19 protein-coding genes are annotated in these 25,820 nt (G+C 44.7%); 11 read left to right on the top strand and 8 right to left on the bottom strand.

All coding sequences use genetic code 11. The annotated features are described in order from the left end of the window. The first annotated feature begins 499 nt into the window (after positions 1-499). The 8 genes from ACN0W5_RS09440 to ACN0W5_RS09405 all read left to right on the top strand — a co-directional run bounded on the left by ACN0W5_RS09440 (position 500) and on the right by ACN0W5_RS09405 (position 18,058). Positions 500-1,315: a hypothetical protein gene (locus tag ACN0W5_RS09440; protein WP_417453886.1), complete on the top strand. Its 816-nt coding sequence runs from the start codon at positions 500-502 to the stop codon at positions 1,313-1,315. 444 nt (positions 1,316-1,759) lie between these two features. Then, positions 1,760-1,894: a hypothetical protein gene (locus ACN0W5_RS09435; protein WP_417453885.1), complete on the top strand. Its 135-nt coding sequence runs from the start codon at positions 1,760-1,762 to the stop codon at positions 1,892-1,894. Positions 1,895-2,507: 613 nt separating this feature from the next. Continuing rightward, positions 2,508-3,062, top strand: coding sequence for a toxin-activating lysine-acyltransferase (locus ACN0W5_RS09430; RefSeq protein WP_417453884.1), 555 nt, complete (start codon positions 2,508-2,510; stop codon positions 3,060-3,062). Positions 3,063-3,174: 112 nt separating this feature from the next. Beyond that, the gene (locus ACN0W5_RS09425) at positions 3,175-3,774 is read left to right on the top strand and encodes a hypothetical protein (protein ID WP_417453883.1); all 600 of its coding nucleotides are present in this window, start codon (positions 3,175-3,177) and stop codon (positions 3,772-3,774) included. 137 nt (positions 3,775-3,911) lie between these two features. Further along, positions 3,912-5,189: a hypothetical protein gene (locus ACN0W5_RS09420; RefSeq protein ID WP_417453882.1), complete on the top strand. Its 1,278-nt coding sequence runs from the start codon at positions 3,912-3,914 to the stop codon at positions 5,187-5,189. A gap of 11 nt (positions 5,190-5,200) precedes the next feature. After that, positions 5,201-14,920 (top strand): calcium-binding protein, encoded by a 9,720-nt coding sequence (locus tag ACN0W5_RS09415; protein WP_417453881.1) that lies wholly within the window; start codon positions 5,201-5,203, stop codon positions 14,918-14,920. Between the two features lie 6 nt (positions 14,921-14,926). After that, a complete protein-coding gene (locus ACN0W5_RS09410) occupies positions 14,927-16,729 on the top strand; it encodes a type I secretion system permease/ATPase (protein ID WP_417453880.1) in 1,803 nt (600 codons plus the stop codon). Continuing rightward, a complete protein-coding gene (locus ACN0W5_RS09405) occupies positions 16,730-18,058 on the top strand; it encodes an HlyD family type I secretion periplasmic adaptor subunit (RefSeq protein ID WP_417453879.1) in 1,329 nt (442 codons plus the stop codon). It abuts the gene before it with no gap. Between the two features lie 406 nt (positions 18,059-18,464). Here ACN0W5_RS09405 and ACN0W5_RS09400 read toward each other — a convergent pair whose 3' ends face one another. The 3 genes from ACN0W5_RS09400 to ACN0W5_RS09390 all read right to left on the bottom strand — a co-directional run bounded on the left by ACN0W5_RS09400 (position 18,465) and on the right by ACN0W5_RS09390 (position 20,391). Continuing rightward, positions 18,465-18,878: a hypothetical protein gene (locus ACN0W5_RS09400; RefSeq protein WP_417453878.1), complete on the bottom strand. Its 414-nt coding sequence runs from the start codon at positions 18,876-18,878 to the stop codon at positions 18,465-18,467. Positions 18,879-18,973: 95 nt separating this feature from the next. Beyond that, positions 18,974-19,615, bottom strand: a complete 642-nt coding sequence (locus ACN0W5_RS09395; RefSeq protein WP_417453877.1) for a class I SAM-dependent methyltransferase — start codon at positions 19,613-19,615, stop codon at positions 18,974-18,976. A 122-nt stretch (positions 19,616-19,737) separates the two neighbouring features. After that, positions 19,738-20,391, bottom strand: coding sequence for a class I SAM-dependent methyltransferase (locus ACN0W5_RS09390; RefSeq protein ID WP_417453876.1), 654 nt, complete (start codon positions 20,389-20,391; stop codon positions 19,738-19,740). Between the two features lie 209 nt (positions 20,392-20,600). On the opposite strand from ACN0W5_RS09390, the gene ACN0W5_RS09385 reads away from it, so the two are divergent. Both ACN0W5_RS09385 and ACN0W5_RS09380 read left to right on the top strand, forming a co-directional pair. After that, positions 20,601-21,050, top strand: a complete 450-nt coding sequence (locus ACN0W5_RS09385) for a hypothetical protein (RefSeq protein ID WP_417453875.1) — start codon at positions 20,601-20,603, stop codon at positions 21,048-21,050. A gap of 1 nt (position 21,051) precedes the next feature. Beyond that, positions 21,052-21,285, top strand: coding sequence for a helix-turn-helix transcriptional regulator (locus ACN0W5_RS09380; RefSeq protein ID WP_417453874.1), 234 nt, complete (start codon positions 21,052-21,054; stop codon positions 21,283-21,285). Between the two features lie 123 nt (positions 21,286-21,408). On the opposite strand, the gene ACN0W5_RS09375 is transcribed toward ACN0W5_RS09380, so the two are convergent. The 4 genes from ACN0W5_RS09375 to ACN0W5_RS09360 are packed head-to-tail and all read right to left on the bottom strand — an operon-like array spanning position 21,409 to position 24,341. Further along, the gene (locus ACN0W5_RS09375) at positions 21,409-22,419 is read right to left on the bottom strand and encodes a zinc-binding alcohol dehydrogenase family protein (protein WP_417453873.1); all 1,011 of its coding nucleotides are present in this window, start codon (positions 22,417-22,419) and stop codon (positions 21,409-21,411) included. Between the two features lie 19 nt (positions 22,420-22,438). Then, positions 22,439-22,837, bottom strand: coding sequence for a cupin domain-containing protein (locus tag ACN0W5_RS09370; protein WP_417453872.1), 399 nt, complete (start codon positions 22,835-22,837; stop codon positions 22,439-22,441). Next, positions 22,834-23,937 (bottom strand): alkene reductase, encoded by a 1,104-nt coding sequence (locus ACN0W5_RS09365; protein ID WP_417453871.1) that lies wholly within the window; start codon positions 23,935-23,937, stop codon positions 22,834-22,836. The genes ACN0W5_RS09370 and ACN0W5_RS09365 overlap by 4 nt, the downstream gene beginning before the upstream one ends. A 2-nt stretch (positions 23,938-23,939) precedes the next feature. Beyond that, complete coding sequence (locus tag ACN0W5_RS09360) at positions 23,940-24,341, bottom strand: hypothetical protein (protein ID WP_417453870.1); 402 nt, start codon at positions 24,339-24,341, stop codon at positions 23,940-23,942. 113 nt (positions 24,342-24,454) lie between these two features. On the opposite strand from ACN0W5_RS09360, the gene ACN0W5_RS09355 reads away from it, so the two are divergent. After that, a complete protein-coding gene (locus ACN0W5_RS09355; protein ID WP_417453869.1) occupies positions 24,455-25,366 on the top strand; it encodes a LysR family transcriptional regulator in 912 nt (303 codons plus the stop codon). Here ACN0W5_RS09355 and ACN0W5_RS09350 read toward each other — a convergent pair. After that, positions 25,363-25,815, bottom strand: a complete 453-nt coding sequence (locus ACN0W5_RS09350; RefSeq protein WP_417453868.1) for a GNAT family N-acetyltransferase — start codon at positions 25,813-25,815, stop codon at positions 25,363-25,365. The two genes, ACN0W5_RS09355 and ACN0W5_RS09350, sit on opposite strands and share 4 nt — an antisense overlap. Between the last annotated feature and the right edge of the window lie 5 nt (positions 25,816-25,820).

Below are 25,820 nucleotides of genomic sequence, written 5' to 3'. Positions count from 1 at the left end.
GGGGAGCTTGTTGCTATACAACAGGTTCTCGGACTAAAGGCACAAGGACCGCCTATAGACGGTTTACTAACTCCCCGATCACCAAGGTCTAGGAATACCAAGCAACAGTGGGCGCACTGATTGCGTGTATTTCACGGAGGGGGTTAATGTTTAGGCGAATATTATTTGCTGTTGGAATAGCTGTAATCGCAATACCTGATTACACAGATTCTACCATTAAACAAAAATCTAAGATCATCGACTGCGGCATTTTTAAACTGACTGATGTCCCCAAACGTCTCTACGACGAAGAAATAGTCGGTTATTTACGCTTTAAGTGGGCCACACAAGTCGTAAACATCCTCTCCTTTTCCTTTACCCACAAAACATATCAACGGCCTTCTCTGTCATCTTAATGGGCTGCGAGGCCAATGGTCTCGACCATAATGTACCGTTAATGATTTCTAATTTTTACAGATCACTTTTCATAGGCCATAGAAAAACTATAGGGAGTATTCGCGTGAGTATTAAAATTAATATTACAGCCTCAATGGCCATATTCTTAGCCGGTTGTCAGGCCACAGTAGGTAACTATGATTACCTTGAGCGTAATTTAATCCCAAAGGCAGGGCAAAATGTGGATATGGATCGTCAAGTAGCCGCCGCAGAATGTAAAGCCAAGGCTCGCAAATATGGCAAATCAATTATTTTTGGTAATATTGGAGGTAGCGCAACGAATACAGTTTTTTTGAACTGCCTTGAAGATCGTGGATGGGTGTTACCCAATAGTACTCAGGATGGCGAATATAGGTTGGGTAACTGGACTCGAGAAGAAATCGGTCGTTGTACAAAAATAGTTGACGATCACCTGTCCGTTGTAGTGGAGTTCGATAGCTCAAATTGTGATCCAGATGAGGGACTTGAGGGAAAAGTATTTTTACGAGCTCATAAAGGTAAGAAGGATAGTGAGGTACTAATAAGCTATCAAGTCTACACCATAACCAAATCTGACAAGTGGTTATTCCCTGTTGGGGCAAATTTCTACTCGGACGAAATCCAGTATGTCAGTGGCGACCGAATTGGTTCTGATGTTGATTGTTCAGTATATAGTTGCTCCCATACTGAGCATTTTGTCTTCAACCTTACTCGAGAGAATTTTAAAGCCCTTGACCAATACCACACAAAGAACCCTCAAGTGAAGTTTTGGGAATACCGAATTAATACCCAGTCAGGTGTAAAAGTGGATAGAAAGATAAGGTATAGTGAGTTGCTTGGCTTCTTCGATGTTGTTGAAGGATATCAAAGTTCTGAGGATAACAACATCAAAAAACCCTAAGTCTGGGAGACGGGGCAGGTCACGGCTAAGCACAAATTTAGCACAATTGGTGTTTAGCCTCCGTTTAAATTTGGTTTGTGACTGACCTGCTGCCGTTTGAGTCTTTGGTGCAAGTTCCAGAACCAATATATTTTGAGCAGCTTGCAAAGGCCGAAGCTCTCGGTAACGCAAAAATAGCAACTGCGAGTAATTACTTTTTCATTAGTAACCCCATTAAAAATATTTCCTCGTTAATATGATGAAAACTATCGATAAAGTGCGTGCCATAGGTGTGGAGTTTTGGCGTTAACGCTAACTGAATGGAGTAGAATAGAGGGGTGATAATTGAAATATTATTCCTTTTTTTGAGTTTCGTGTCACCTAGACCAGTTACAACTCACAAATTGTGACTTTGACAAATCTATTGACCCCTCTTTAGTTGGAGTAACGGAAAGGAATAAAGCCATGCACGATCAAAGTCTAAGTGCGCGGTGCAGTCACATTAAGCGACGGATAATAAGAGATGAGCCATTGAAAGGTGGACTGCTAGAATTGGCTCTTTATCTTACTGGGGATGATCGACATGAAGATGATCTTTAATTGTTCTCCGGATTATTTTCTTATCCAGAGCCTCGTTTAGCAGATCACATATAAAGTTCCTATCTTCTGGAGATAGTTCTGTTAGGGGTTTTCCAAGTTGTTCTGAAATTTTCCCTCTTACTTCAACTGATTGGAGAATGGCATCTAATTCCAGGGATAGCTATCTTGAAAGGTTATTTCTGGAAAAAAATTACATCAGCAGATGCAAAGGGTTTAAGTAATCCATTCTGTGCTTTTCTTGGTATTCCCCGGAACGGCGTATGATCTTTTTAGCCATAGCATTATATAAGAAGAGTAATGTTGCTTCCGCGTTTTCTCCATAAACGCAGTACAAACGCCGCTTTTGTCATCGACTACACTGAGCTTTTGTCATCGACTACACTGAACAGTGTAAGGGATGGTTGCCCCTTTTGGGGGTGTTAATTTCTTTGATTTATGCATTTTTTATCAAGGGTATTTTATGGTTATTTAATATTTATTTTAAGTATTTATGAGGTTTTTTTATATTTTAAATTTCATGATTAAGAATTACTTGCAATGTAATTATAGGTTGTGGCACGGTGTTTTTTATTAGTTGCCAAACTAAATTATAATATACGGCTGAGGGGGTATCATGCCGGAAAGAAATTTATCAGAGACCCGACAGGATTCAGGCCCTGATGATCTCAACGAAAGCGCTACTACGCTAAATGCAGAGCCTACGCAACCATCAAGTCATCTTGATGCTGTAAACGAAACAAGGGCCAAAACTTCTTCTGATCAGGACCCAAGCCAGGTTTTTGGTGAAATTGTGGCTGTTATGATGCGGTCGCCTTACTATCGGCATTGTAGCTTGTTTGATCTGGAGTGGTTGGTCATTCCGGCGATATTCTCAAAACAATATCAAATGATTCGTGGCAAGAAAAAAGAGCTGGATGGTGAAACGGTGCCTATTGGCGTTGCTCTTTGGGCGCATGTTTCTGATGATGTTGATAATAAGCTAAGCGCACAGAAAGAAGCTGGTTTTCCTGTTTTTCGTCTGGCTCCACAAGACTGGGCCAGTGGTGATATTCCTTGGTTGCTTGCGGTTATTGCACCGGAAGAAACAAAAGGTCGTATCGTTGAAAACCTGAAGACTACTGTTTTCAAGGATGAAAAGTGGAAAGCGTTCCCAGGAACGACCTCTTGATATAAAAGATTATATACAGGAATTCTGTAATATTTATCACAGGATAGTTTGATAAAATTTGTACCAACACGTTCTTTTGTGAGTGCAAATAAGTAAATGGGGTTTGATTTAGATGTCTAGTGCTGCAGAGTCCGCTGCCGGAGCGGAAATATTGAAACTGTTGATGCAGGGATATAGCAGTTCAAGTGGGGTGCATACTGAAACAATATTGGGGGCTGCTGCGGCCCTTGCCGGGGAGAGCGCGCTTTTGGCGGCTGAAGATGATATCCCTGACAAAGGTTGGGTGATGAGTGAGAAGGCTGCGCAACTAATTTATGACGCGCCAACATCTTCTGATAAAACGATCTGGACCTTAATTCGTATTGTGCTGCATAACCAAAAAGTTGAAGCGAATTTACCTGATCCAGCGGATGTTGCCAAAAGGGTCGCCGCTGCTGTTGGCGGTAGCCCGTTTCCTCCCTTGTCAATTTCACAAGAACATTATCCGCATGAATGGTCACCAAATGCCTGCCCAAACTATCGTTTGCAGATAAATGATATCGCTGAACGCCACGGCCTGGATCGAACAGGTAAAGCAATGGCAATGGGGTTTGTTATCGGGTTTTTGTTAGCCAAGAGCAAAGAGGCACTTGATACCGAGGTGGCCGCTACACTGGTACTCGAAGTAATGATCGGTGTGTCCCATATGATTCCCTTGACAAAGCCTGTTTGATGCGAGTTTTTCTAACCGCTATCTAAGTCTAGAGATATTTTTCGACTGATGGTTTATCTGAGAGTTTTCAGCATTAAAATATACAACCTTAAATTTAGAATTTGTGTAAATGTGAACTCAAAAGCAGGGTGTTGTAAATGATTGATATTATTGGCTGGTGGGCTTTTGACCCTGAGAACGAAGCCTTGGTCAACAAAACAACCGGAGAACGGGTACGCTTTGTTGACCGGATGGCAGGCGAATTTGTTCCAGCAGAGGGCGAGTGGTTACGGTTTGATTATGAACACGATGGTCTCGGGTGTCCTGTCCTCGTCGAAGTTGGGGAAATAGAATATTATAAAGATTTTAATCGAAACACTGACACAGAGCGGGGGCTAGGTTGGCAACTGGATTATATACATTCGGCTCAACTTTGGAACCAAGAACAACTCTCAAATAATCCCTCTCAATCTTATGGTCTCTGGCGTAGAATTGATGACTGTGTCTGTGATGCCCTGAGGTTCTGGCCCCAAAATACCGGTGCCGGACAGTTGCCCAATAGATTTATCCTAACCGGGGGATGGTTTAACAGTTCATGGTCGGCACATTTAGAACGTACATATTTTCCAATAAGAGATCATTTTTACGAGAGCTATGACGGGTTTGATGACACAAATCCGCAGAAACAGTGGTTGTTTCCCCTCGATGAAAAAAGTCCACCAAAATGGATTTTTCATAATGATGTTGGTAAAAAACCTGAAGAGGGAGAGTATGACGAGACTCTTTACTCAAGCTTTTGGCTTAATTCTTTATTCCCAGGGAATAAGACAAAGGTCCCAATAAGAGACAAAGCTGGTGACATTGTTTCTGGTGATCATACATACATACATCTCTCTGATACGCAGATAACAGGTATCCATGGCCAGACAATCTATATGGAGAGTGCAGATAGATCATCTGTTCTTGCGTTGAAGAGAGGCCCAACAAGGGTCGATACTGATCGTGTCCCCCGGCACTTTACTTTTTTTTATGCTGACAAGGATATTACGGCACCTGTTCATACAGCAAGGCCTCAAGTAGTGCCTATCCCAAAATGGACCATAAGTAATATTAAGTTTCATCAAACCCGTCATCCGGAATGGCCGAATGAATATTGGAGTGAGCCCAAAATACCGGGCATAGCTGGTAACAACCCTGCGTTAGAAATGTGGCGCCGAACAGATCCTAAAATCAGAGATGCCTTTTTATGTTGGGAAGGCACAGATTTACGACACGAAGAATGGGTTGATGGCTTTGCTTTACCCAAAGTTATGTGGGTATCTATGAAAGGCCATTTCATCGCAGGTATCTGGTATGAATACGCTTATTATTATTCCAGATACATAGAACAGCCCAAATCCCTTACCCAAGCTCTTAACACTGTTATATTTATTTAAGGATCCTACACGTGGCAAATGTACAAGGAATAGATGCTAATCTTCTCGATGCAATTGAAGCGATGATTGGTTCAGAGCTTCTGGAGTGGGATGAACTAATTTCGACTGCAGATTTTTCTGCGGGTAAAGACCGTACATTGTTATGGGCAGGTCATGTCGACTGGGACTGGGAAGGTAGAGAAGATCCTGAGTACAAAAAATCAGTCGGTCCAATAAGTAGTTTCTGGTCAGGACTAGAGAGCAACGAAGAAGGCGAACCTGTCAAGGGGGTTGCAACAGATGATGCGCCTTTCAAAGCAATTGCCACTACCGGACCTGGTTATGTCATGGATAGAGACCATGGTGAAATTCAAGAAATAATTGACGGAAAAATTCAAAGCCTAATTGACGATCACGAAAAAGATATCGGCCCTTTAACTGGAGATCAAGAAACAGAATTAAAAAAATTAAGTGGTGAAGCTTTAACTGAGCGCTGGAGAGAAGCATCTGTAAAATATGCGAATGCAGCAGAAGGAAAAGTATTTGTCTTACTTGGTGACCCTCTTGACCCCTGGGACACAATTTTCCTTACCGATGAGTTGCCAACCCTACTAAAAAATTCAAAGGTTGAATCCGTAAATGGTATTCCAATCGAAAAACTTGATTCATTATACAAGCAGGACCCCTTAAAAGCCTTTTATGCAACTCAAGGGGCATTTAAAGATACGATTGGCTTGTTAAAAGATGCCCCTGCTGAATTGAAAGAAAAATACAATATTGAAAGAGAGTTTGTCCTAAAGGACTATCTTAGCGGTGATGATGCCGATAAGAATTCTAAAATTTTCAAAGAATTGACTGCTGCTGTTGCAGGACAACGTATAAAACTTGATCTGCTGGATAGCAGAGACAATGTCATTAATGCAGAATCATTTGATTTGGACAGGATGGGTTCAGGAAAAATAGGGAAAACTCTTACTCGCTTTTTAGATGATGTCGATGGGAAAGTGAATGCATTTGATGCCGCAATGATTGGTCTTATTGCTGTGTTATTGGCGAAACAGGCTGTTGATGAATTAGAAGAGAAACCATTTGAACAAATCTGGTCTGAACTTGAATCAAGAATTACTGGTGAAGATGTCGCAAATGCTTTTGTTGGTTTTATGGTTAACAACATCGCGTATGCTGGAGCCGCTGTTGCTGCAACATTCCTTTTTGGCCCGATTGGGGGAGCCGCGGTTATTACATTAGGGGTAGCCTTTGCCCTTCAAGATTTAAAAGGGGTTGTAACGGCCTATAAGGAAGAGTTTCCCGAATGGGAATTCTTGACCCATGTTGAAACGGTGCTTGAAGTTTTTGATCAAGTGGTTGGAAAGCACCTTCCCGATCTATCTATTGATGTCCCGGAAATCAGAATTGCAGATGGTGATGCAGCGGCAATTGGTGATGATGATAGTCAGATTATGTTTGGGTCTGATAACGCGGTTATCGAAGGCGAAGGTGGTGATGATTACATTGTCCATACTGGTTATGGGGAAGTCGATGGGGGAGCAGGGAATGATATTATTGTTGCCTTTGGTGCGGAATATATTGATGGGCAAACCCGGTTAGAGCTCGATGGCGGCGCGGGTGATGACGTTATTTTTGCTCTCGGCGGGGATGGTGCTCTTCTTTTTGGTGGGGCAGGTGATGATGTTTTATGGAACACGTCATTTGCCGGTGAGATGACCGGGGGCGAAGGCGCAGATACATTCTTCTTTTCTGATACAACGCTGATCACCGATGCTACTGCTGAAGACCGGATTTCTGCATTTGGTTTGTTTAATTTGCATGGTGGTTACCGGCAAATGGAATCTGAAAGTCCTTGGGCGACTGGGCTGCTATTTTTCCGTTATGCCTATAATGAAGACGGTGAACTCGTCATTCAAAACTCGATACTCAAAAAAGTATTCGGGTACGGTGAAACATATGTCGCGAATGCCAAAACCGGACCAGATGTTGCTGCGAGTGAACGAACCGCTGGAATTTATACTTTTGAATATGATATTGATTTCCATAGATTATTTTCTGGAAAAGGTGGCCCCGGTGCAGGTATCTGGGGAATTTTTGAGATAGGCTTAGGCCACATTATGAAGGCCCTGACGGGAACCGCGCTATACGGTGGTGTCGACCCGCTGATTCTTGACCTTGATGGTGATGGTCTGGAACTTACTGCCCGAACAACAAGCTCGCCCTTCTTTGATATGGATGGTGATGGTTTCTCTGAACAGACAGGATGGGTACGCCCTGATGATGGCCTGCTTGCCTTGGATAAAAATGCCAATGGAGAAATTGATGATATCAGTGAACTTTTCGGATCACCAACGACGTCCGGTTTTGATGAGCTTGCGGATTATGATTCAAATAATGACGGTATCATTGATAAAGATGATGACGTTTTCGATGAACTAAGAGTTTGGCGCGATCTTAATCAAAATGGAAAACTGGATGATGGAGAGTCCTTTACTCTTCAAGATGTAGGTGTTGAATCAATTGATCTCTCGGCAACTGCGGATGGATCACAAAATGCAGGTAATACCGTTGCAGAAACCGGGAGTTTTACCCGTACGGATGGTTCTGTCGGTTCCTTGGCTGATGTGAAGTTTCGTATTGATAATTATAATTCCAAGTGGCTCGGTGATTCTACGATAGATCCATCAATAACGCATCTGGCAAACCTTAAAGGTCATGGCACGCTGGTTGACCTTCATGTTGCTATGACACTTGATACTTCTGGGGATTTACAATCAAAACTAGAGCAAGTGCTCCCCACTTTAACGGTTCCAGACCTCAATGTGTTACGTGAACGTGCATTACCATTCCTTGAGGCATGGGCGGCTGCACCCCCTTATGTAAATGATCCATCTGTTGGCACAAATCCTGATTTTCATGTTTTTGTTGAACGTACTCTTGATGGGGCTTCTATAAAAGATTTCGCCATCAAGCAAACGAGCAGCAGTGGTGATGTATATTGGGTATTGGCAAGTGGTGAAGATATAGAAGACGAACTTGGTGTTGTGATTGAGTTCCCAACGCTTGTACAGGTTCTAGGCTCCCGTCCGGATGATATGGGGGGGTGGGAAGTTGTCACCGGAGGGAGTATCAGTTTCCTTGAACGTTTGGTCGGGGATAATATTCCGATTGAAGCCGTCCAACCGGGTGATCAAGCTGGAATCAATGCAGTAGAAGACCTTTTGGAATTTCAAATCGATCGACTAGACGAAATGGTTGTACGACTTGCGATGCAAGGTCCGTTAGAACCTTATTTCAATGGCTTGGACTATGTTGTTGAAGACGATGTTTTCCGGACAAATTCTGACAAGCATCTTGTTCCTATGTTCGAGGCCATTTTTGCTGGCGCCCCAGATGGTACGGATGCTGAAACTGCTTGGCTTTCAAGTTGGCAGGATATTCTGGATGTCGTGCTTTTAACTTTTGATCGAGGTGTGAATTCTGATCTCTATGCAACTTACTCTTATCTGTTCACAAATATTGTTGCTGCTTATGAGAATGTTGGTCTGGATATCGGGTTAAAAGACGCTGCTGTTCTGCTTGGTATTCCCGAAGCAAATATTTTTGTTGGCGATGGTACTGTAGAGGGCACCTCTGGACATGATATTTTTTATCTTGGTGCGGGTGATCAAACTCTAGAAGGTGGTGGGTATCACGACGTTTATGTTGTCGGCCGTAATTTTGGAAAAGACACTATTGATGATTACGAGACACCTCTAAGAACAAATTCTTTGGATGTTATTAGATTTGCTCATTATAACCCAGAGGATCTGGAGTTTCGGCGCGAAGGGATTGATTTATATATCAAGGTTACGGGTACTGAGCATGAAATTCGGGTTGTTGAAAACTTCATAGGTGAGAAGCGAACCCTTATCGGTGGGGGAAACACCAACCCTGACCGGGGTATAAATGAAATTATTTTTGCGAATGGAATTGTTTGGACAGCTTTTGATATTGCAGCGGCTGTTTCCAACCCGACAGATGAAGATCAAACGATAACGGGTACGTGGGATCGCGATTATTTGGATGGTGGTGCGGGTAATGACTATTTAAGTGGCGGCGACGGAAGTGATATCTATGTCTTCGGACGGGGATATGGTCATGATATTGTTCATGAACAACAGACCTATCTCTTAGAAGATGATCCAGATGTTTTTGTTTTTGGTCCTGGGATCAAAGAAGAGGACTTGTCCCTCTCTCGTGTGGAGGGGACAGATGATATTGTCTTTACGATCAATGATACCGGAGAAACAGTAACTCTAAAAGCCTTTGGAACGGCGACTTATTCCGGGCCTTTTGGTAAGCATTGGTTCCAAAGAATTGAGAGCTTTATCTTTGAGGACAGCAGCTTTTTGCGCTGGGATGATGTTCTAAAAAATGTTGTTAAGCAGGCAAAAACGGATGGTGATGATCGAGTCTTTGGCTTTGATTACGAAGATGTCCTTGATGGTGGAGCTGGGGATGATTTCCTAAGTGGAGGAAATGAAAACGACACCTATATCTTTGGTATGGGGTATGGAAATGATGTCATCCATGAAAAACTGGACAATATTCTGTCTGGCCTGACAGATACGTTGAAATTCAAAGCAGATGTTGATCCCGCGACAGTACAGTATCAAAGAATTGGTAGTAGTGACGATTTGCTGATTACTTTGTCTGATGGATCAACTATGACGATCCGTGGGCAATTTGCTGCTAGCCACACAGGGGTTTTTGGCATTCATTGGTTCAATCGCATTGAGTATTTTGAATTTGATGCAGACCCTACTGCAAACTTTAACGCTACTGAACTTATTCATCGTCTGTTGGCAGAGGCCAAAACAGATGGCGACGATGTTATCTATGGTTATGACATTGCCGACGTTATGGATGGTGGCTTGGGTAATGACCGCCTTGAAGGTGGATTAGATAGTGATACCTATATCTTCAATCGGGGTTATGGACAGGATATCATTCACGACCACTCCACCAACTTACTTTTTGACGATAAAGATGTTGTCAAGTTTGGCCCCGGGATTGCCTTTGACGATCTTGAATTCATCCGGGATGATACGAAGCTTACGATTAAAATCAAAGACAGCACAGATACGCTGACGATTGAAAATCAGTTCTTCTATAATAATCTGGGGCATGCTTATCGACAGATTGAAGAGTTTCATTTTGATGACGGGACCATCATTACACCAACAGATATTCAACAGATCTTACTTGAAGGTACTGATGGTGATGACGTTCTGGAAGGGTTCTTCGCTTATGACATTCTGGATGGGAGGGCTGGCAATGATACTTTGAAAGGTCGTAATGCCGGGGATACCTATATTTTTGATCGGGGATACGACCACGATACCATCTATGATGAGCAAACAAGCGTTTTCTCTGACGCGCCAGATATTGTTCAGTTTGGGGAGGGTATCCTCCCTGAAGATATTCTTCTCTCTCGAGATAATCACAATCTGATACTGACGATTGCTGATACGGGTGAGACTCTGACCATTATCAATCAATTCTTCACCGGAAACCTTGGTGGAACGTTATATCAGGTTGAAGAATTCAAATTCAGTAATGATGTTGTCTGGAGCTGGTCTGATGTTCGACTTAAGTTGCTTGAGGGAACTGATGGGGATGACACAATAACAGGTTTCTTTGGGGCTGATGTACTTGATGGCGGCCTCGGGAATGACACCCTTAAAGGTGCGGATGGTGGTGATACTTATGTCTTTGGCCGTGGTTATGGCCAAGATGTTATTTACGATGCACAAACGAGTATTTTTGCGGATCAGCCAGATGTCGTTCAATTTAAAGATGATATCCTTCCTGAAGATCTTCTTGTAACACGTGAAGGTAATGATCTGATCCTTACAGTGTCTGATACAGGTGACAGTTTGCGGGTTATTAACCAGTTTTTCTCAGGTAATCTTGGAGGAACTTTATATCAGATCGAAGAGTTCAGATTTAGTAATGATGTTGTTTGGAGTTGGTCTGATGTTCGTCTGAAACTACTTAATGGTACTGATGGTGACGATACCATAACAGGTTTCTTCGGTGCGGATACTATTGATGGTGGTTTGGGTAATGACACACTCAAAGGCGGAGATGGGGGCGACACTTACATCTTTGGTCGTGGATATGGGCAAGATGTTATTTTTGATGAACAAACGAGTATTTTTGCCGACCAACCAGATAAAATTAGCTTTAAAGAAGGTATCTCTCCTTCAGATCTGATTCTCACGAGGGAGGGGTATAATCTTATCATCAGGATTGCAGATTCTGATGATACTCTGAAAGTTATAAATCAGTTTGCGTATGGAAATCTTGGTGGAAATTATCACCAAGTTGAAGAGTTCGTATTTTCTGATGGAACGGTATGGAGTGAATATGAGGTTCGCCTTAAGCTCCTGTCCGGTACTGATGGTGATGATAGTATTTCCGGATACTTTTGGGATGATGTTATTGAAGGTGGCCAAGGGAATGATATCTTAAAAGGTGGAAACGGTGGCGATAGCTATATATTTAATCTTGGTGATGGGCAGGACATTATTCATGACTTTCAATCCAGTGTTTTCTCATCCGATCATGATAAAATTATCTTTGGTGAAGGAATTACACCTGAAAGCCTCAAATTCTTCCGAGAAGGGTCGCTATTAAGAGATTTGCGTGTGGAGTATGGAGATCAGGGGGATTCAGTCCTGATCCAGGATTTTTTCATTACAGATTATTATAAAATCGAAGAAATTCACTTCCATGATGGTACATCATGGGATCTTGCTGCTATTCACCAAGCGATGCAAACAGGGACAGATCGTGATGATTCTCTCATAGGATTTGGTGGGAATGATACTCTGGAAGGGGGCCTTGGAAACGATATTCTCAATGGTTTCCAAGGTGATGATCTTCTCGACGGCGGTGCTGGTGATGATTTTATGGATGGTGGATCAGGCAGCGATACTTATGTCTGGGGGACTGGCCGGGGGAACGATGTTATCGACGACAATGTTTCCAGTGGAGCCAACACGGTTCTATTAAAAAATACTCTACCTACAGATATTAAGCTATACCGCAAAGGTAATGATCTTCTCGTTGAAAACTCTGTTACAGGTGAAAGCCTAACCATTGATGATCAATTCTACATTTATGGCGTTGATAGTTTTGTCTTTGATGATGGCACGACTTGGGATCGTACATATATTCGTGCGAATTCTGTCTACAGAGGTACTGATGGCAACGATACATTGTCTGGTACAACATGGAGTGAGACTTTCATTGGTGGTGCAGGGGATGATGTTATTCGCGCCAAAGAGGGCCATGACACCCTAGATGGCGGTACTGGGGATGATTTGTTGGATGGTGATGATGGAAGTGACACTTATATATGGGGCCTTGGACGCGGTAATGATACGATTGCAGAAATCGGAAAATATAGCGATGTCGATACAGATATTATTCAGTTAACCGATGTTAACCTGAATGACCTTGAATTCAGCCGAGTTCTCCCTGCGTTAAATAATTTGGTTTTAACGATTAAATCGTCAGGTGAAACACTGACCATTGTTGACCACTTTATAAACACTGCCCGAGGGATGGAAAAGTTTGTGTTTGCAGATGGGACAGAACTTGATCGGGATCAAATACTCGCCCTTGCTTCTTATCAAGGGACAGTTGGGAATGACACACTGACAGGATCTTCTCGTAGCGAAGAATTGAACGCGGGTGCTGGGGATGACACCATAAACGGTGAAGCTGGTGCCGATACTTTGATTGGTGCTGAAGGGAATGACACATTACGTGGTGGTTCTGGCGCAGATACTTATGTTTTCTCTACAGGTGACGGTCAGGATATCATCGACGACAATGGCGATGGCACTCTTGATCGGTTGATTATTCACGGTGTTACACCGGCAGAAGTTATTGTAGAAAATGCTTCGACGCTCTCTCCGGATTTGAAAATAACGTTTGTTGGCAGTGACGATCAGATCATTATTAAAAATGCTCTTAATGCCAGTAGCTCAGATACAATTGAAGAGTTCGTTTTTGATGATGGAACTGTTTGGACAGTAGCTGATGTCGAAGCCATCATTGCGGAAAAAAATGCGAACGCTGGCAATGATCACGTACAGGGAGATGATGGTGATAATACCCTACGCGGTGGTCGAGGTAATGATATTCTTAATGGCAATGATGGTTCTGATGCCTATGTGTTTAACAAAGGTGATGGACAGGATATTATCGAAGATAATGGGTATCATGATACGGACAAGGTTCTCATTCACGGCTATATGCCTCAGGAAGCAATCCTTGCCCAAGATGGCGCCAATCTTGTCATCACTTTTGCAGGAACATCAGATAAAATAACCCTTGTGAATACCCTGAGTTTCAGCCGTTCTGATACCATCGAGCAAATTATCTTTGATGATGGTACTTTGTGGGGAATGACCTATGCTCGCGCAACGCTTATTGAACAACAGCAGACCGATGGTAATGACACGGTCGTTGGTTTTGCTGGTGATGATACGCTTGAAGGTGGTCTGGGTAATGACATTCTTCACGGCAATGATGGGTCGGATACCTATGTGTTTAACAAGGGTGATGGCCAGGATGTCATTGAAGATAATGGGTATCTCGATAATGACCGTGTCTTAATTCATGGCTACACACCAGATGAAGTCACGGCTTGGCGTCTAGCAAGTAGTATGAGTACCCTTGTCCTTACCTTCAATGGGTCAACGGACTTACTTACTATTCGACATACCCTCAATGGTGATCGAGGGGACACTGTCGAACAAATTGTTTTTGATGATGGAACCGTATGGACAATGGCGGATGTTCTGACTGGCATTCAGATATACAATTTTGGTGACGATCATATCGTTGGAGGATCTGGAAATGATGTTCTTGATGGTGGAGCTGGAGACGACATTATTGATGGAGGCGATGGGGAAGATACTATAATTGGTGGAGCAGGTAATGATTTCATGAATGGTGGTTTCGGGCTGGATAATTTTGATGGTGGAGAAGGTATCGATACTGTTGATTTTACCTACACGAACGCTGCCGCAGTCATTGACATTGGAGCAGGAACAGCCACTTTCGCGCATGGATCTGTCGAGAACTTCACATCAGTTGAAAATATTAACGGCACAAGAGGTAACAATACAATAATCGGTGATGCACAAGATAATGTTATACGAGGTTTTGCTGGGAACGATACCCTTAAAGGCGGTGCTGGTAATGATATTCTCGATGGCGGTGCTGGTATAGATAGCTTTGATGGTGGCGAAGGAGTTGACACTGTTGATTATGCTTATACAGATATTGCCGGGACCATTGATCTTGAAGCAGGCCAAGCAAGCTTTGTAAATGGTACTGTGGAAAGTCTTACCAGTATAGAAAGTGTTATCGGTAGTACTGGTGACAACACAATTATTGGAAATAATCAGGCAAACGTTTTCACAGGTCTCGCTGGCAACGATACTTTTGTTTTCAAATCTGGCTTGGGCCACGACACGATCACTGATTTTGTCTCGGGTGCAGGCTCAGAAGATTCTATCCGTATCGAAGGGCTGAATATCTCAACCTTTGATGCCGTTCTACAACTGGCGGAACAAGTTGGGGATGATACTGTCATCAATATTGATGATGACAATTCCATCACTCTGAAAGATGTCCAGAAAACGGCCCTTCATGCTGATGACTTCCAGTTTGTGTAATCACTGATGTTAGATAATACGCCCAAGACTGCTGTGCCCTCCGCGCAGCAGTCAAACCCTGAGAGTTCCGATAACGAGATCAAACAGGCTTTGGGCTATTGCCGCAAGGCTCTGATCTCTATTGGCCTGTTCAGCTTTGTGATTAACATGCTAATGCTGACCGGGCCGCTCTTTATGCTGCAAGTCTATGACCGGGTTCTGACCAGTCGGTCCATTCCCACCCTCATTGCCTTGACCGTTCTGATCGCCGGGCTCTTTGGCTTTATGGGTATTCTCGAGATTATCAGGTCCAAAGTATTGGTTCGTATCGGCCTCAAACTTGATAGTGTCCTGACAGAACGGATCTTTAATATCTGGCTGTTACAGGGCCTGCTTAAAAGCGATAGTAAAAAGACCAATCCCCTTGCTGATCTGGCAACTCTGCGACAGTTCCTCTCTGGCAATGCGCCGGTTGCTCTGTTTGATTTGCCATGGGTACCTTTCTATCTTGCGCTCGTCTTTTTGTTGCACTGGACCCTTGGTCTGGTGGCTGTGGTTGGGGCCTTGATTGTCTTTGTTCTGGCCCTGACCAATGAACTCTCAACCCGCAATCACCTAAAACGAGGTGCTGCTCATGCGGCTGCGGCCGGGGCCTATGCTGATCAAAGTCATCGTAATGCTGAAACTGTCCTTGCCATGGGTATGGGAGAAAACGTTCAGAAGCGTTGGCAGCAAAGCCATCAGGAAGGCATCAAAAATAACATTACCGCCAGTGATCGTGCTGGAACTCTGACAGCAACGTCCAAAACCTTTCGAATGTTTCTGCAATCCATCATTCTCGCTGTTGGGGCTGCCTTGGCTGTTGAACAGTTGATTACGCCGGGCGTGATGATTGCGGCCTCTATTCTCACTGGTCGAGCTCTAGCCCCTGTTGATCAGACATTGGCGCAGTGGAAGGGTGTGATTACAGCCAGACAGGCCTATCAACGCCTGAAAGCCCTGTTGAATTCCATTCCCAAGGAAAAGGATAAAACCGATCTTCCCGATCCACAGGGAAAGCTCTCTGTGGAAAAGGTCTTTGTGACACCGCCCGGTGGATTAAAGCCTGCGCTTAAGGGCGTGAACTTTACCCTGGAACCCGGACAAGGGCTGGGGGTAATTGGAACTTCTGCCTCGGGCAAATCCACCCTTGCCCGTCTTTTAATCGGGGCCTGGTTACCCATGCAGGGAACGGTGCGTTTGGACGGGGCAACACTGGATCAATGGAAACGAACCGCCCTCGGCAAGCATATTGGTTATCTGCCACAACAGGTGGAGCTCTTCAGCGGGACCATCAAAGAGAATATTGCCCGCTTTAATCCAGAGGCACAGGATGCCGATGTTATTGAAGCCGCGCAACGCGCCGGGGTGCACGAGATGATTCTGCGGCTGGCCAATGGCTATGAGACCGAAATCGGCACTGATGGTGCTGGCTTATCCGGCGGACAGAAACAACGCATAGCACTGGCCCGTGCCCTCTATCTCGACCCCGCACTGGTTATTCTGGATGAGCCCAATTCAAACCTTGATTCCGAAGGTGATGCCTCTTTGACTGAAGCGATCAAGGGCATACGCGAACGGGGTAAGACCGTTATTGTTATGGCGCATCGTCCCTCTGCCATTGCAGCAGTGGATATGCTCTTGATGCTCAATGATGGTCAGCAAACGGCCTTTGGGCCCAAAGAACAGGTTCTCAAGGAAGTGACCCAGCAGGTACCAAACAGACAATCGTCTGTTCAAGAAAATCCTTCACAGGCCGAACAAGCAACACCGCTGGGGACGGCCAGCTAGATGATCCGACAGCAAGACACACAAGAGCTTTGGTCGGAAAAGCTGTGGGCGGGATCAAGTCGCTATGTCCTGACCGGTTTGTTGACGGTGGCGACCCTTGTTATTGGGCTCGGCGGTTGGTCTGTCATGGCCTCGATCTCTGGCGCCGTGATTGCCACGGGCGTTGTGATTGTAGAGGGTAAGCCCAAAACCATTCAGCATCTGGATGGGGGACTGGTTGGTGAAATCCTTGTCAAAGACGGTGATAGCGTCAAAGCGGGTGATGTACTGGTGCGTCTGGATGAGACCATGGTCCAGACCAACTTTGTCATTACCGAGAACCGTCTCTATGAAGCCTATGCACAACGAGAGCGACTGATTGCCGAACGGGATAGCAAAGAGACCGTCGAGGTCTCCCCTCAATTTAAAGCTCTGTCCAAAGACGCTGAAGAGTGGCAGATCCACAGGGATCACATCAACTTATTTCAGGCTAGGGAAAGTACGCGCAAAGGCCAGGTCAGCCAGCTGAGAAAACGCATCACGCAATCCGGTAATGAGATCTCGGGTCTCAGGGGCTTACGCAAATCCAAGAAACAGCAGGTTGATTTTATCGCCCAAGAGCTTACGGGCCTACGCAAGCTCTATGAAAAGGGCCATGCAACACTCCCGCGACTGCTGGCACTGGAGCGGGAAGCGGCTAAGCTGGAGGGGGAAATATCCGAACTGGTTGCAAATATTGCCCGGGCAGAAAACCAGATCGGGGAAGCCGAGTTACAAATCCTGCAGGTCGAACAGGATTACCGTGAACGCGCTTTAACCGAACTCAAAGAAACCAATTCTTCTATATCAGAATTGGAAGAACAGAAAATAGCCTATCAGGAGCAGTTGGCCCGTGTAGAGATCAAGGCCCCGGTTGATGGTATCATTCATGGCTCCAGTATCTTTACTGTAGGTGGTGTGGTTTCGCCTGCAGAACCTCTGATGCAGATCGTGCCCTTTGATGAGCGCCTGACGGTCGAAGCACAGGTTGATCCTCAAAACGTAGATCAGGTCTATAGCGGCCAACCGGCGGTGGTGAAGTTCCCGGCCTTTAACCAGAAAGTCACACCGGAACTCAATGGCTATGTTCTGAAAGTCTCTCCGGACCGATTACAGGACCCACAAAGTGGCATACCTTACTATCAGGGCATTATCGAAATCCCCGAAGAAGAAATGGCCCGACTGAACTCAGCCAAGCTGGTACCGGGCATGCCCGCTGAGGTTTATATCCAAACCGGCGAAAGATCTGCTCTTAGTTATCTGGTAAAACCACTGACGGATCAGTTGGAAAGAGCTTTTCGGGAAGAGTGAATCTATATTCTCAGATATAGTGAGCCGAGAATTATATTTGCAAGCTCAGTTGCAAATAGTGTGAGCTCATTTTCATTTAATCTGAGCTGAAGACGAATTATTGTCGCAATTAATTCGGGCACAAATTATCGGATAAATGCAAGCCGCTACACCTAACCATTTGCAATTAACTGCAAGTACTATTGAAATGATGCGGAAAGTTGGTGATTTTGCTTTTTGTGGCATAATATAATTCACTCGTGTCATTTCGAATTTCAATTGTTTTGTGGGACACAAACATGGTACGTTTCTATACGAAAAGTTTCTTTTAAGTCATTGATATTATGGGAGGTGGTTGCTAGTTGGTTATTATCCTGCCGGGCCCACCAATTTCTTCCTTTTATCGCTATTCTTAATAGGATGCTGTTCAACTAACCAGTTTGAACGACCAGTTTTTAGCACTACATTCAAATGCGCAATCTCGGAAATAAAATAAGAAATTATTTAAACTGGCATCGTGTTGAACATGATATTGCCATGGTGTCGTTTCTTGCTGTTCTTTAAAGTCTCCTTGTACAAGGTAAAACTCTCCCCAGCTCGGCGCTAACGTGCTAAAACGACATTCTCCTTTGTACCATGCTTCATCGTTAATGTCTGTAAAACGGAAGCGTGAATAATCCGAAAATTGCAAACAACCTCTGTCACCTTCATTGTAAACTTCGAATTGATATGGGTTGAGAAAAAAATGAAGTTCCAAGATAGACTTTTTTAATTCTATATGTGGGTTTGGGGCGTTCGGTTCTGCATTCCACTTCTGGCTAAGTTTGATAAATTCCGTCATTTCTGTTTTCGCTATTATAAACATTGATTAGCTTTTAAAGGCTCTCTTGATCGGATAATTTCAAAATTCGTGTGGTGGCTCTATTTTTTAGAGGCTTAACTCACTTTCTTTGCAGCAACAAAATAACTCGTTGCTCCCTTGTATATATTTTCAGTTTCAATTGTCTGAAAATTTCCATTTCCAATTAGATTGTCCAATTCCGAACTTTTTAATCTTCTTATCGTTATCGGAACTATTCCAATTTTAGACAAGATACGAAAGAGGTAGATCTGTATGCGAACCAAAAAGGACATTTTTTCCTGCAGACAAGGGGTGGCAGAAATGAATAATCCCTCAGGTTTTAACAGCTTATGTATTCTACTCACAATATCCTGAGGATTGGGGACGGTATGAAGCATATTGAAAGCCAGTACGACATCAAATGACTCTTTTTTATACTTTTCGTCAAATATAGTCGTTTTTAAGAAGTTTACATTCTCTACCTTGTTTGAAACGCCTTTATTCTTCGCGATTTCAATCATTTTTGAGGATATATCAATAGCGTGAATTTCTTTGACCTGCTTGGCAAATTCGCAAGAGTTTGTACCAGTGCCACATCCGTAATCTAATACAATGTCCGTAGCATTTAGATATTTCTCGGTCTTTTCACTTGTTTTACGGTGAATATGTTCAAAGCGCTCTTCTGTTTTGTCGTAGTTTTTCGAAGCTTTATCCCAAAATTTTTCTGATTGGTGCATTGTTTTTCACTTTCACGTATCAAACCAGTAATTAGTGGGCATGTCGTTGTTCTATATGCGTATAGTATTTACAATCTACCTTGAGAGCTTTTCATTTAAGCTACTAATTTTATTGCCATGAATTAGATTACCTTCTTGGCCACAATAAACACCGAATGACTTTTCTCTGGTTCCCATGAACTGATGATTTCAAAGCCTGCATTGGCGATGCATTTTTCCAGATGTTTGGCTGAGAAGAATTTTACCAATGGCATAAAGCCTAAAAGTCTGCCGATGGGCGCGATCAGTTGCAGGAGTTTCATGACACCAGTTAGACAAACGGTGCTGCTGATGAAATAGCCGCCGGGTTTGAGCATTTTATGGATGTTGGCAATGGTGGCTTCTTTGTCGTCGAGCAGGTGAAGCACGCTGTGGGTCATGATGATGTCATAGGATTGGTCCGTGGCAGTGAAAGTATCAATGGCTGCCTGATCAAAGGTAATGTTTGTGACGTTTTGTTTCGCGGCTTTATCTCTTGCGATTTCCAGCATCTTTTCCGAGATATCAACAGCTCGGATATGTTTTACAAAGGGTGCATGAATAAGGGCTGTTGTGCCTGTGCCACAGCCAAGTTCCAGAACATCCATGTCTGGGGTGAAGTAACTTTGCGTAATCTCTAGCTTCTTTTCATAGGCGGCCTGATTGGAGACGGGAGATTTTGAATAGCGATTGGCCATTTTGTTCCAAAATTTCGCGGAGGATACTTCTGGTAATGATGTTTTTTCTGGTGTCGTCATGCCTGTTTCTCTGGTTGCTCTGTTAATCACGTATTTAACCACTGCGCTTTAATGCAACGCCTTAATGGGAGGATGTTTGTACTGTGATCATCTTTTTAAGATGAGTCAAATATATTTGACTCTGAGTATAATTTATTTGATACTGTGTCGTGTATATAAGACATCAAAATGCAGTAATCGTTAAACCAAATGACAGGAAGAAAGTGGCAATGTCTCTACAGGAAAGAAAAGTGGGTGTTTCCCTGATAACCACGTTGATTATGTTTGGGATATTTGGCTTCTATATGTTCGGCCTCTATCAGGACGGGGCAATGGACGGGCCGGATGGTTATCGCTTGATTGGGAAGAGCTTCTTTATTCTTGTGGGTGGCGGTATTGTGGTTAGCATTGTCGTGCATATCCTCTTTACCATTATTCATTCGATCATCACCAAGGACTATGAGCCGATGATGAATGACGAGCGGGACAAATTGTTTGACCTCAAGTCCATGCAAATCATTTTGTTGGTTTTCAGTTTTGGTTTTATGGTGTCTATGGGGGTGTTGGCGCTGGACGTTCTTGCGCCTGCTCTGGTTTTCCTGTTGATTATTTTTTTCATGTTTATTGCCAATGTCATTGGTGATGTGGTCAAGCTGTTCCTCTATCGCGGTGGCATTTGATATGGTCAAAAGGGAAATGATTAAAGGGCAGATTACCAATAACATCCGCAGATTACGTTTTGACCACGATGAAATGACGCAAAAGCAGTTAGCTGAAAAAACCGGGGTCTCTCGACAGACGATTGTGGCAATTGAAAAAGCGAAATACTCTCCGTCGCTAGAGCTGGCGTTTCAGATCGCCCATGTGTTTGGTTGTTCACTGGGGGATGTTTTTTCCTATGAGGTCGGTGAGTAGAGTAATCTCAAGAGCGCTATTCATTCATTCGTGAAAACGAGCTCTTTGTGTGGCGTAAAAAAGACGGCTCACCCTTTTGAGAGCGAGCCGTAAAAGGCAGGTCAAACTGAGTGTTATTGTGATCTAGAAGCCTTCCAGCACAATTTTTCCCTTCACATTACCAGCCTCGATCAAGGCATGGCTTTTCTTGATGTTCTCGGCATTAATGGGGGAGAGGATATCAGAAACGGTTGTCCGGATATGCCCGGCGTCAATCTCTTTGGCAACATGGTTTAGCAGTTTGTGTTGCTCGATCATATCAGGTGTATTATGCATGGCACGGGCGAACATAAACTCCCAGTGCAGGCTGGCAGCCTTCATTTTCATGCCGGCCATTGGCATAGGCTGGTCTGTATCATCAATAGTGACAATACCGCCTTGGGGACGAATTAGCTCTACGGCAGTTTCCCAATGTCGCATATCGTTGAAGATGGCAATGTAATCTACGTGTTCCATACCAAGGGCGCGAACCTGTTGAACCATATCTTCACGGTGATTAACGACGTGATCAGCCCCAAGTTCCTTGACCCACGATGTGGTTTCCGGGCGAGAGGCTGTTGCGATCACTTTCAGACCTGCACGCTTGGCAAGCTGGATACCGATGGAACCAACACCACCCCCGGCACCAATGATGAGAATGCTCTCGTCTTTGTTTGCGCCGTTGGGATCAAGTGAAAGGCGATCAAAGAACGCTTCGTAGGCAGTGATCGTGGTTAGGGGCAGGGCGGCAGCTTGGGCATGAGACAGAGATTTAGGTTTGTGCCCGACAATGCGTTCATCAACCAGTTGAAATTCAGCATTGGTGCCTGATCTGGTGATATCTCCGGCGTAATAAACCTCGTCACCGACCTTGAACAGACTGACGTCATCTCCTACGGATTCAACGACACCACTGGCGTCATAGCCAATGACACGCGGGGTTTCTTCGACTGTGTCCTTGGGGGCGCGGACTTTGGTATCAACCGGATTAACGGCGACAGCCTTGACCGCAACAAGGATATCCTTGCCCGTTGGTGTTGGTTTTTCAAGTTCCGTATCAAAGAATGAATTGGGATCTTCAATGGGGAGGTAATGGGTTAAAGCAACAGCTTTCATTTTGCGTTTCCTTTGTAAGTTAGGTGTTCTTGATCGTACTGTGGGGTACGGTCGTATTGAGATTTAGGTTGGTATCAAATGCTGAATGAAACTCGACAGTGACAAAAACCAGTGGCGTGTCTCCGTTATTGGTCAGATCGTGCACAAATCCGGTTTCAGCTGTGAGGTTAGGAAAATACTGGGTATCTCCGGCTTTGTAGGTAATGGCAACTTCCCGACCATCATCAAAACGGGATAAGCCTTTGCCATCGGTCAAAACCGTCCAGAAATAAGGACGATCGTGGCGATGTGGCGCAATGGTGACCCCGGGATCTAACTGTAGATGCCAAACTGTCATATCATCGGTGGTGAGAACGCGTTCGGTACCGATGTTACCATTTTGCCAACCCGCCAGAGTTTCTTCTGGGGATAAGGTCATGATGCCTCTTTCCAAGCGGGGTAATCGCTATAGCCTTTTTCTGTGCCGCCAAAGAGTGTGCCGCCGTCAAAGTCCGCGAGAGGGAGGTTGTTGGCAAAACGATGCGGCAAATCCGGATTGGCAATGAAGGGACGGCCATAAGCGATGATATCTGCCAATCCATCAGAAATAATCTGTTCGCCGCGCTCTTTGGTGTATTTTCCAGCAACGATAATCTTACCGGCATAGAGCGCGCGCAACTGGTGGCGGAACCGATCTGGTACCTGTGGTGCATCATCCCAATCTGCTTCGGACAGATGGATATAGGTTAGGCCGATACGATTCAGTTCTTGGGCGGATTTCAGAATGACATCAATGATTTCGTCGTCAGCCATATTGCGCTGGGTGATGTAGGGGGACAAGCGGATGCCTGTCCGGTCTGCGCCTATTTCATCCGCGATAGCTTCGGCGACTTCGACCAGAAAGCGAATGCGATTTTCCTGTGGACCACCATATTCATCGCTACGTTGGTTTGATGAGCGGCGTAGGAATTGGTCAATCAAATAGCCATTGGCACCGTGAATTTCAACGCCGTCGAAACCCGCAGAAATTGCGTTGGCTGCTGCTTGCCGGAAGTCGTTGACGATGGCTTTGATCTCGTGTTTTCCCAGTGCACGGGGGATCGGGCAATCAACCATGCTGCCCTCGCCAGTTGCCGGATCAACAACCCAGACCTGAGCATCAGGAGATAAGGCCGAAGGGGCGACTGGCTTACCGTCGGCATGAAAGCTTTCGTGGCTCATACGTCCGACGTGCCATAGCTGCAGGAATATACGTCCATCTTTTTTGTGAACGGCATTGGTCACAAGTTTCCAGCCATCTATATGGTCATCAGAGAAAATACCGGGGGTGAAGGAATACCCCTGACCCTGTTGAGAAATCTGGGTCGCTTCACTGATAATCAATCCTGCGGATGCTCTTTGTGCGTAATATTCCGCCATGCGTGCGTTGGGAATGTTGCCGGGTTGTGTTGTCCGGGCACGGGTCATGGGCGACATGGCAATTCGGTTTGGCAGAATTGCCGGGCCAAGAGAGAGCGGCTGGAAGAGAGCGCTGGTCATGTTTATATTCCTTGTTCGTCATCAATAGAGTCGTGGGCAGAAACGGCGAATACTGCTTCTAGAAGGGGGCCACAGGGCGTGCGAAAGAAAAGCCGTCGTTCTTCAATTTCAGGAAGATCCATACAGCTGTAACGGATACCTAGCTTGCGAAGTTTCTCCCTGAATTCTTGGTAGCCGTGTAATCGGAAGGCAACATGATCAAAAGCTTCTGCAGCACAGTCGATACCGTGACCTTGGGACCCGATCAGATGAACGATTGGGCGATCATTTGAATAGAGCCAGTGACCGGGAATGCGTTTAATGGTCTGGGGACGTTCACGCTCTTCCAAATCAAAAACACTGAGAAAGAAGTCACGTGTGACCGCAAGATTCCGGGTACGTATGGTTACATGATCAAGTTGCATAAGGGACTTTTCCTTTCGTGATTATCAAATAGCACTTGCTATGTCGTCTGATAATTGCGCAAAATTCGAAATGATATTTTGGAAATTCCGAACAATGCAAAGGTCCCGACATTATGGATCTGGATAATCTGACGCTGTTTTTGCGTATTGTGGAAAAGGGCGGGATGGCGGCTGCCGGGCGTGAACTTGGCCTGTCTCCGGCAAGTGTTTCAGAACGCCTTGCTGCGCTGGAAGCTTACTATGGGGCAAGCCTTCTGACCCGAACGACACGCTCAATCAGTCTAACGGACGAGGGGCGTGAACTGGTATCTGGTGCCCGACGGATATTGGCCGAAGCTGACGAGGTTCAATCCCGCATCAAGCTTGGCGTGGAAAAGATTTCGGGAACGATCCATATCAGTGCCCCGATTGATCTGGGATATAACCGGATTGTTCCTTTGCTGGACAGCTTTATGGAACAGCATCCTGAAATCAGTATTAACCTGACTCTGACCGATGGATATGTTGATGTTGTAGGGCAAGGACTTGATTTTGCGATACGCCTTGGGGTTTTAGCTGACAGTTCACTCCGTATCAAAAAGCTGGGGGATAACAGGCGCGTTGTTTGTGCATCGCCTGATTATCTGAAAGAGAATGGTACTCCCGGCCATCCGGAAGATTTGATCCATCACAACTGTATCTTAATGAGATTTGGCAATCAGGTTGATCACGCATGGCGCTTTTTCGTGGAGGGGCGGGAAAAGAAGTATTTTGTCCGTGGTAATCGTACGGTGAACGATGGCCATTTGGTCAGAATCTGGTGTCGTGCCGGACACGGGCTCGCGTTGAAATCTATCTGGGATATTCAGGATGACCTCAAATCAGGTACTTTGGTGCCTGTTTTGGAGGAGTTTGCAGCTGTTCCGGCAGGACTTCAGATTGTTTACCCCGACGGCGCAACTCAACCCCGCCGTGTTCGCCTTTTAATCGACCATCTCGCGCATTGGTTCACACATAATCAGGTAACATTACCGGCTGTCGGTTAACTGAGATCAAGAAACATTTTGGGCAGCATTTTGTCCTGTACTTCCGAAGGGACTTCGCCTACCCGTTTGGCCCCCATAGCTTTGTAAAAACCTTCGGCATAGATATCTGCAATTGCAGTAAGGTTCGGCCAACCAAGGTTTCGGGCCTCTGTCAAAAGAAGACCAAAAGCCTGTTTGCCATAACCTTTCCCGATATTCTCTGGTAACAGCCAGAAATTATCAATCATCGGGACTTCTTTCCATCGCAGGCTGCCCATACCAATGACTTCCTCGTCTTGCTTGATAAGAAATGTGTGGGATTCTTTCAGGTATTCTTCTGTGAACTCTTCTTCGAAAAAGATCTTACATTTATCTAAGAAATCCTGAGGGTAGTCCCAATGGCTTTTTGACCTTAGAGCAATCGAAGGTAAAATTGGGAGGTCTTTGCGGCGGGCAGGTACAAGGTTCATCAAGC

It is taken from the genome of Kiloniella sp. (assembly GCF_048270245.1).
In the GTDB taxonomy this organism is placed as follows: Bacteria; Pseudomonadota; Alphaproteobacteria; order Kiloniellales; family Kiloniellaceae; genus Kiloniella.
The sequence above is the reverse complement of the archived record's forward strand: the minus strand, read 5'-3'. Positions and strand labels throughout refer to the sequence as shown.

Excerpts from the sequence above, each read along its gene's own strand:
- ACN0W5_RS09435 (WP_417453885.1), top strand. The coding sequence starts at position 1,760 with ATGCACGATCAAAGTCTAAGTGCGCGGTGCAGTCACATTAAGCGACGG.
- ACN0W5_RS09430 (WP_417453884.1), top strand. The coding sequence starts at position 2,508 with ATGCCGGAAAGAAATTTATCAGAGACCCGACAGGATTCAGGCCCTGAT.
- ACN0W5_RS09425 (WP_417453883.1), top strand. The coding sequence starts at position 3,175 with ATGTCTAGTGCTGCAGAGTCCGCTGCCGGAGCGGAAATATTGAAACTG.
- ACN0W5_RS09420 (WP_417453882.1), top strand. The coding sequence starts at position 3,912 with ATGATTGATATTATTGGCTGGTGGGCTTTTGACCCTGAGAACGAAGCC.
- ACN0W5_RS09410 (WP_417453880.1), top strand. The coding sequence starts at position 14,927 with ATGTTAGATAATACGCCCAAGACTGCTGTGCCCTCCGCGCAGCAGTCA.
- ACN0W5_RS09405 (WP_417453879.1), top strand. The coding sequence starts at position 16,730 with ATGATCCGACAGCAAGACACACAAGAGCTTTGGTCGGAAAAGCTGTGG.
- ACN0W5_RS09400 (WP_417453878.1), bottom strand. The coding sequence starts at position 18,878 with ATGACGGAATTTATCAAACTTAGCCAGAAGTGGAATGCAGAACCGAAC.
- ACN0W5_RS09395 (WP_417453877.1), bottom strand. The coding sequence starts at position 19,615 with ATGCACCAATCAGAAAAATTTTGGGATAAAGCTTCGAAAAACTACGAC.
- ACN0W5_RS09390 (WP_417453876.1), bottom strand. The coding sequence starts at position 20,391 with ATGACGACACCAGAAAAAACATCATTACCAGAAGTATCCTCCGCGAAA.
- ACN0W5_RS09385 (WP_417453875.1), top strand. The coding sequence starts at position 20,601 with ATGTCTCTACAGGAAAGAAAAGTGGGTGTTTCCCTGATAACCACGTTG.
- ACN0W5_RS09380 (WP_417453874.1), top strand. The coding sequence starts at position 21,052 with ATGGTCAAAAGGGAAATGATTAAAGGGCAGATTACCAATAACATCCGC.
- ACN0W5_RS09375 (WP_417453873.1), bottom strand. The coding sequence starts at position 22,419 with ATGAAAGCTGTTGCTTTAACCCATTACCTCCCCATTGAAGATCCCAAT.
- ACN0W5_RS09370 (WP_417453872.1), bottom strand. The coding sequence starts at position 22,837 with ATGACCTTATCCCCAGAAGAAACTCTGGCGGGTTGGCAAAATGGTAAC.
- ACN0W5_RS09365 (WP_417453871.1), bottom strand. The coding sequence starts at position 23,937 with ATGACCAGCGCTCTCTTCCAGCCGCTCTCTCTTGGCCCGGCAATTCTG.
- ACN0W5_RS09360 (WP_417453870.1), bottom strand. The coding sequence starts at position 24,341 with ATGCAACTTGATCATGTAACCATACGTACCCGGAATCTTGCGGTCACA.
- ACN0W5_RS09355 (WP_417453869.1), top strand. The coding sequence starts at position 24,455 with ATGGATCTGGATAATCTGACGCTGTTTTTGCGTATTGTGGAAAAGGGC.
- ACN0W5_RS09350 (WP_417453868.1), bottom strand. The coding sequence starts at position 25,815 with ATGAACCTTGTACCTGCCCGCCGCAAAGACCTCCCAATTTTACCTTCG.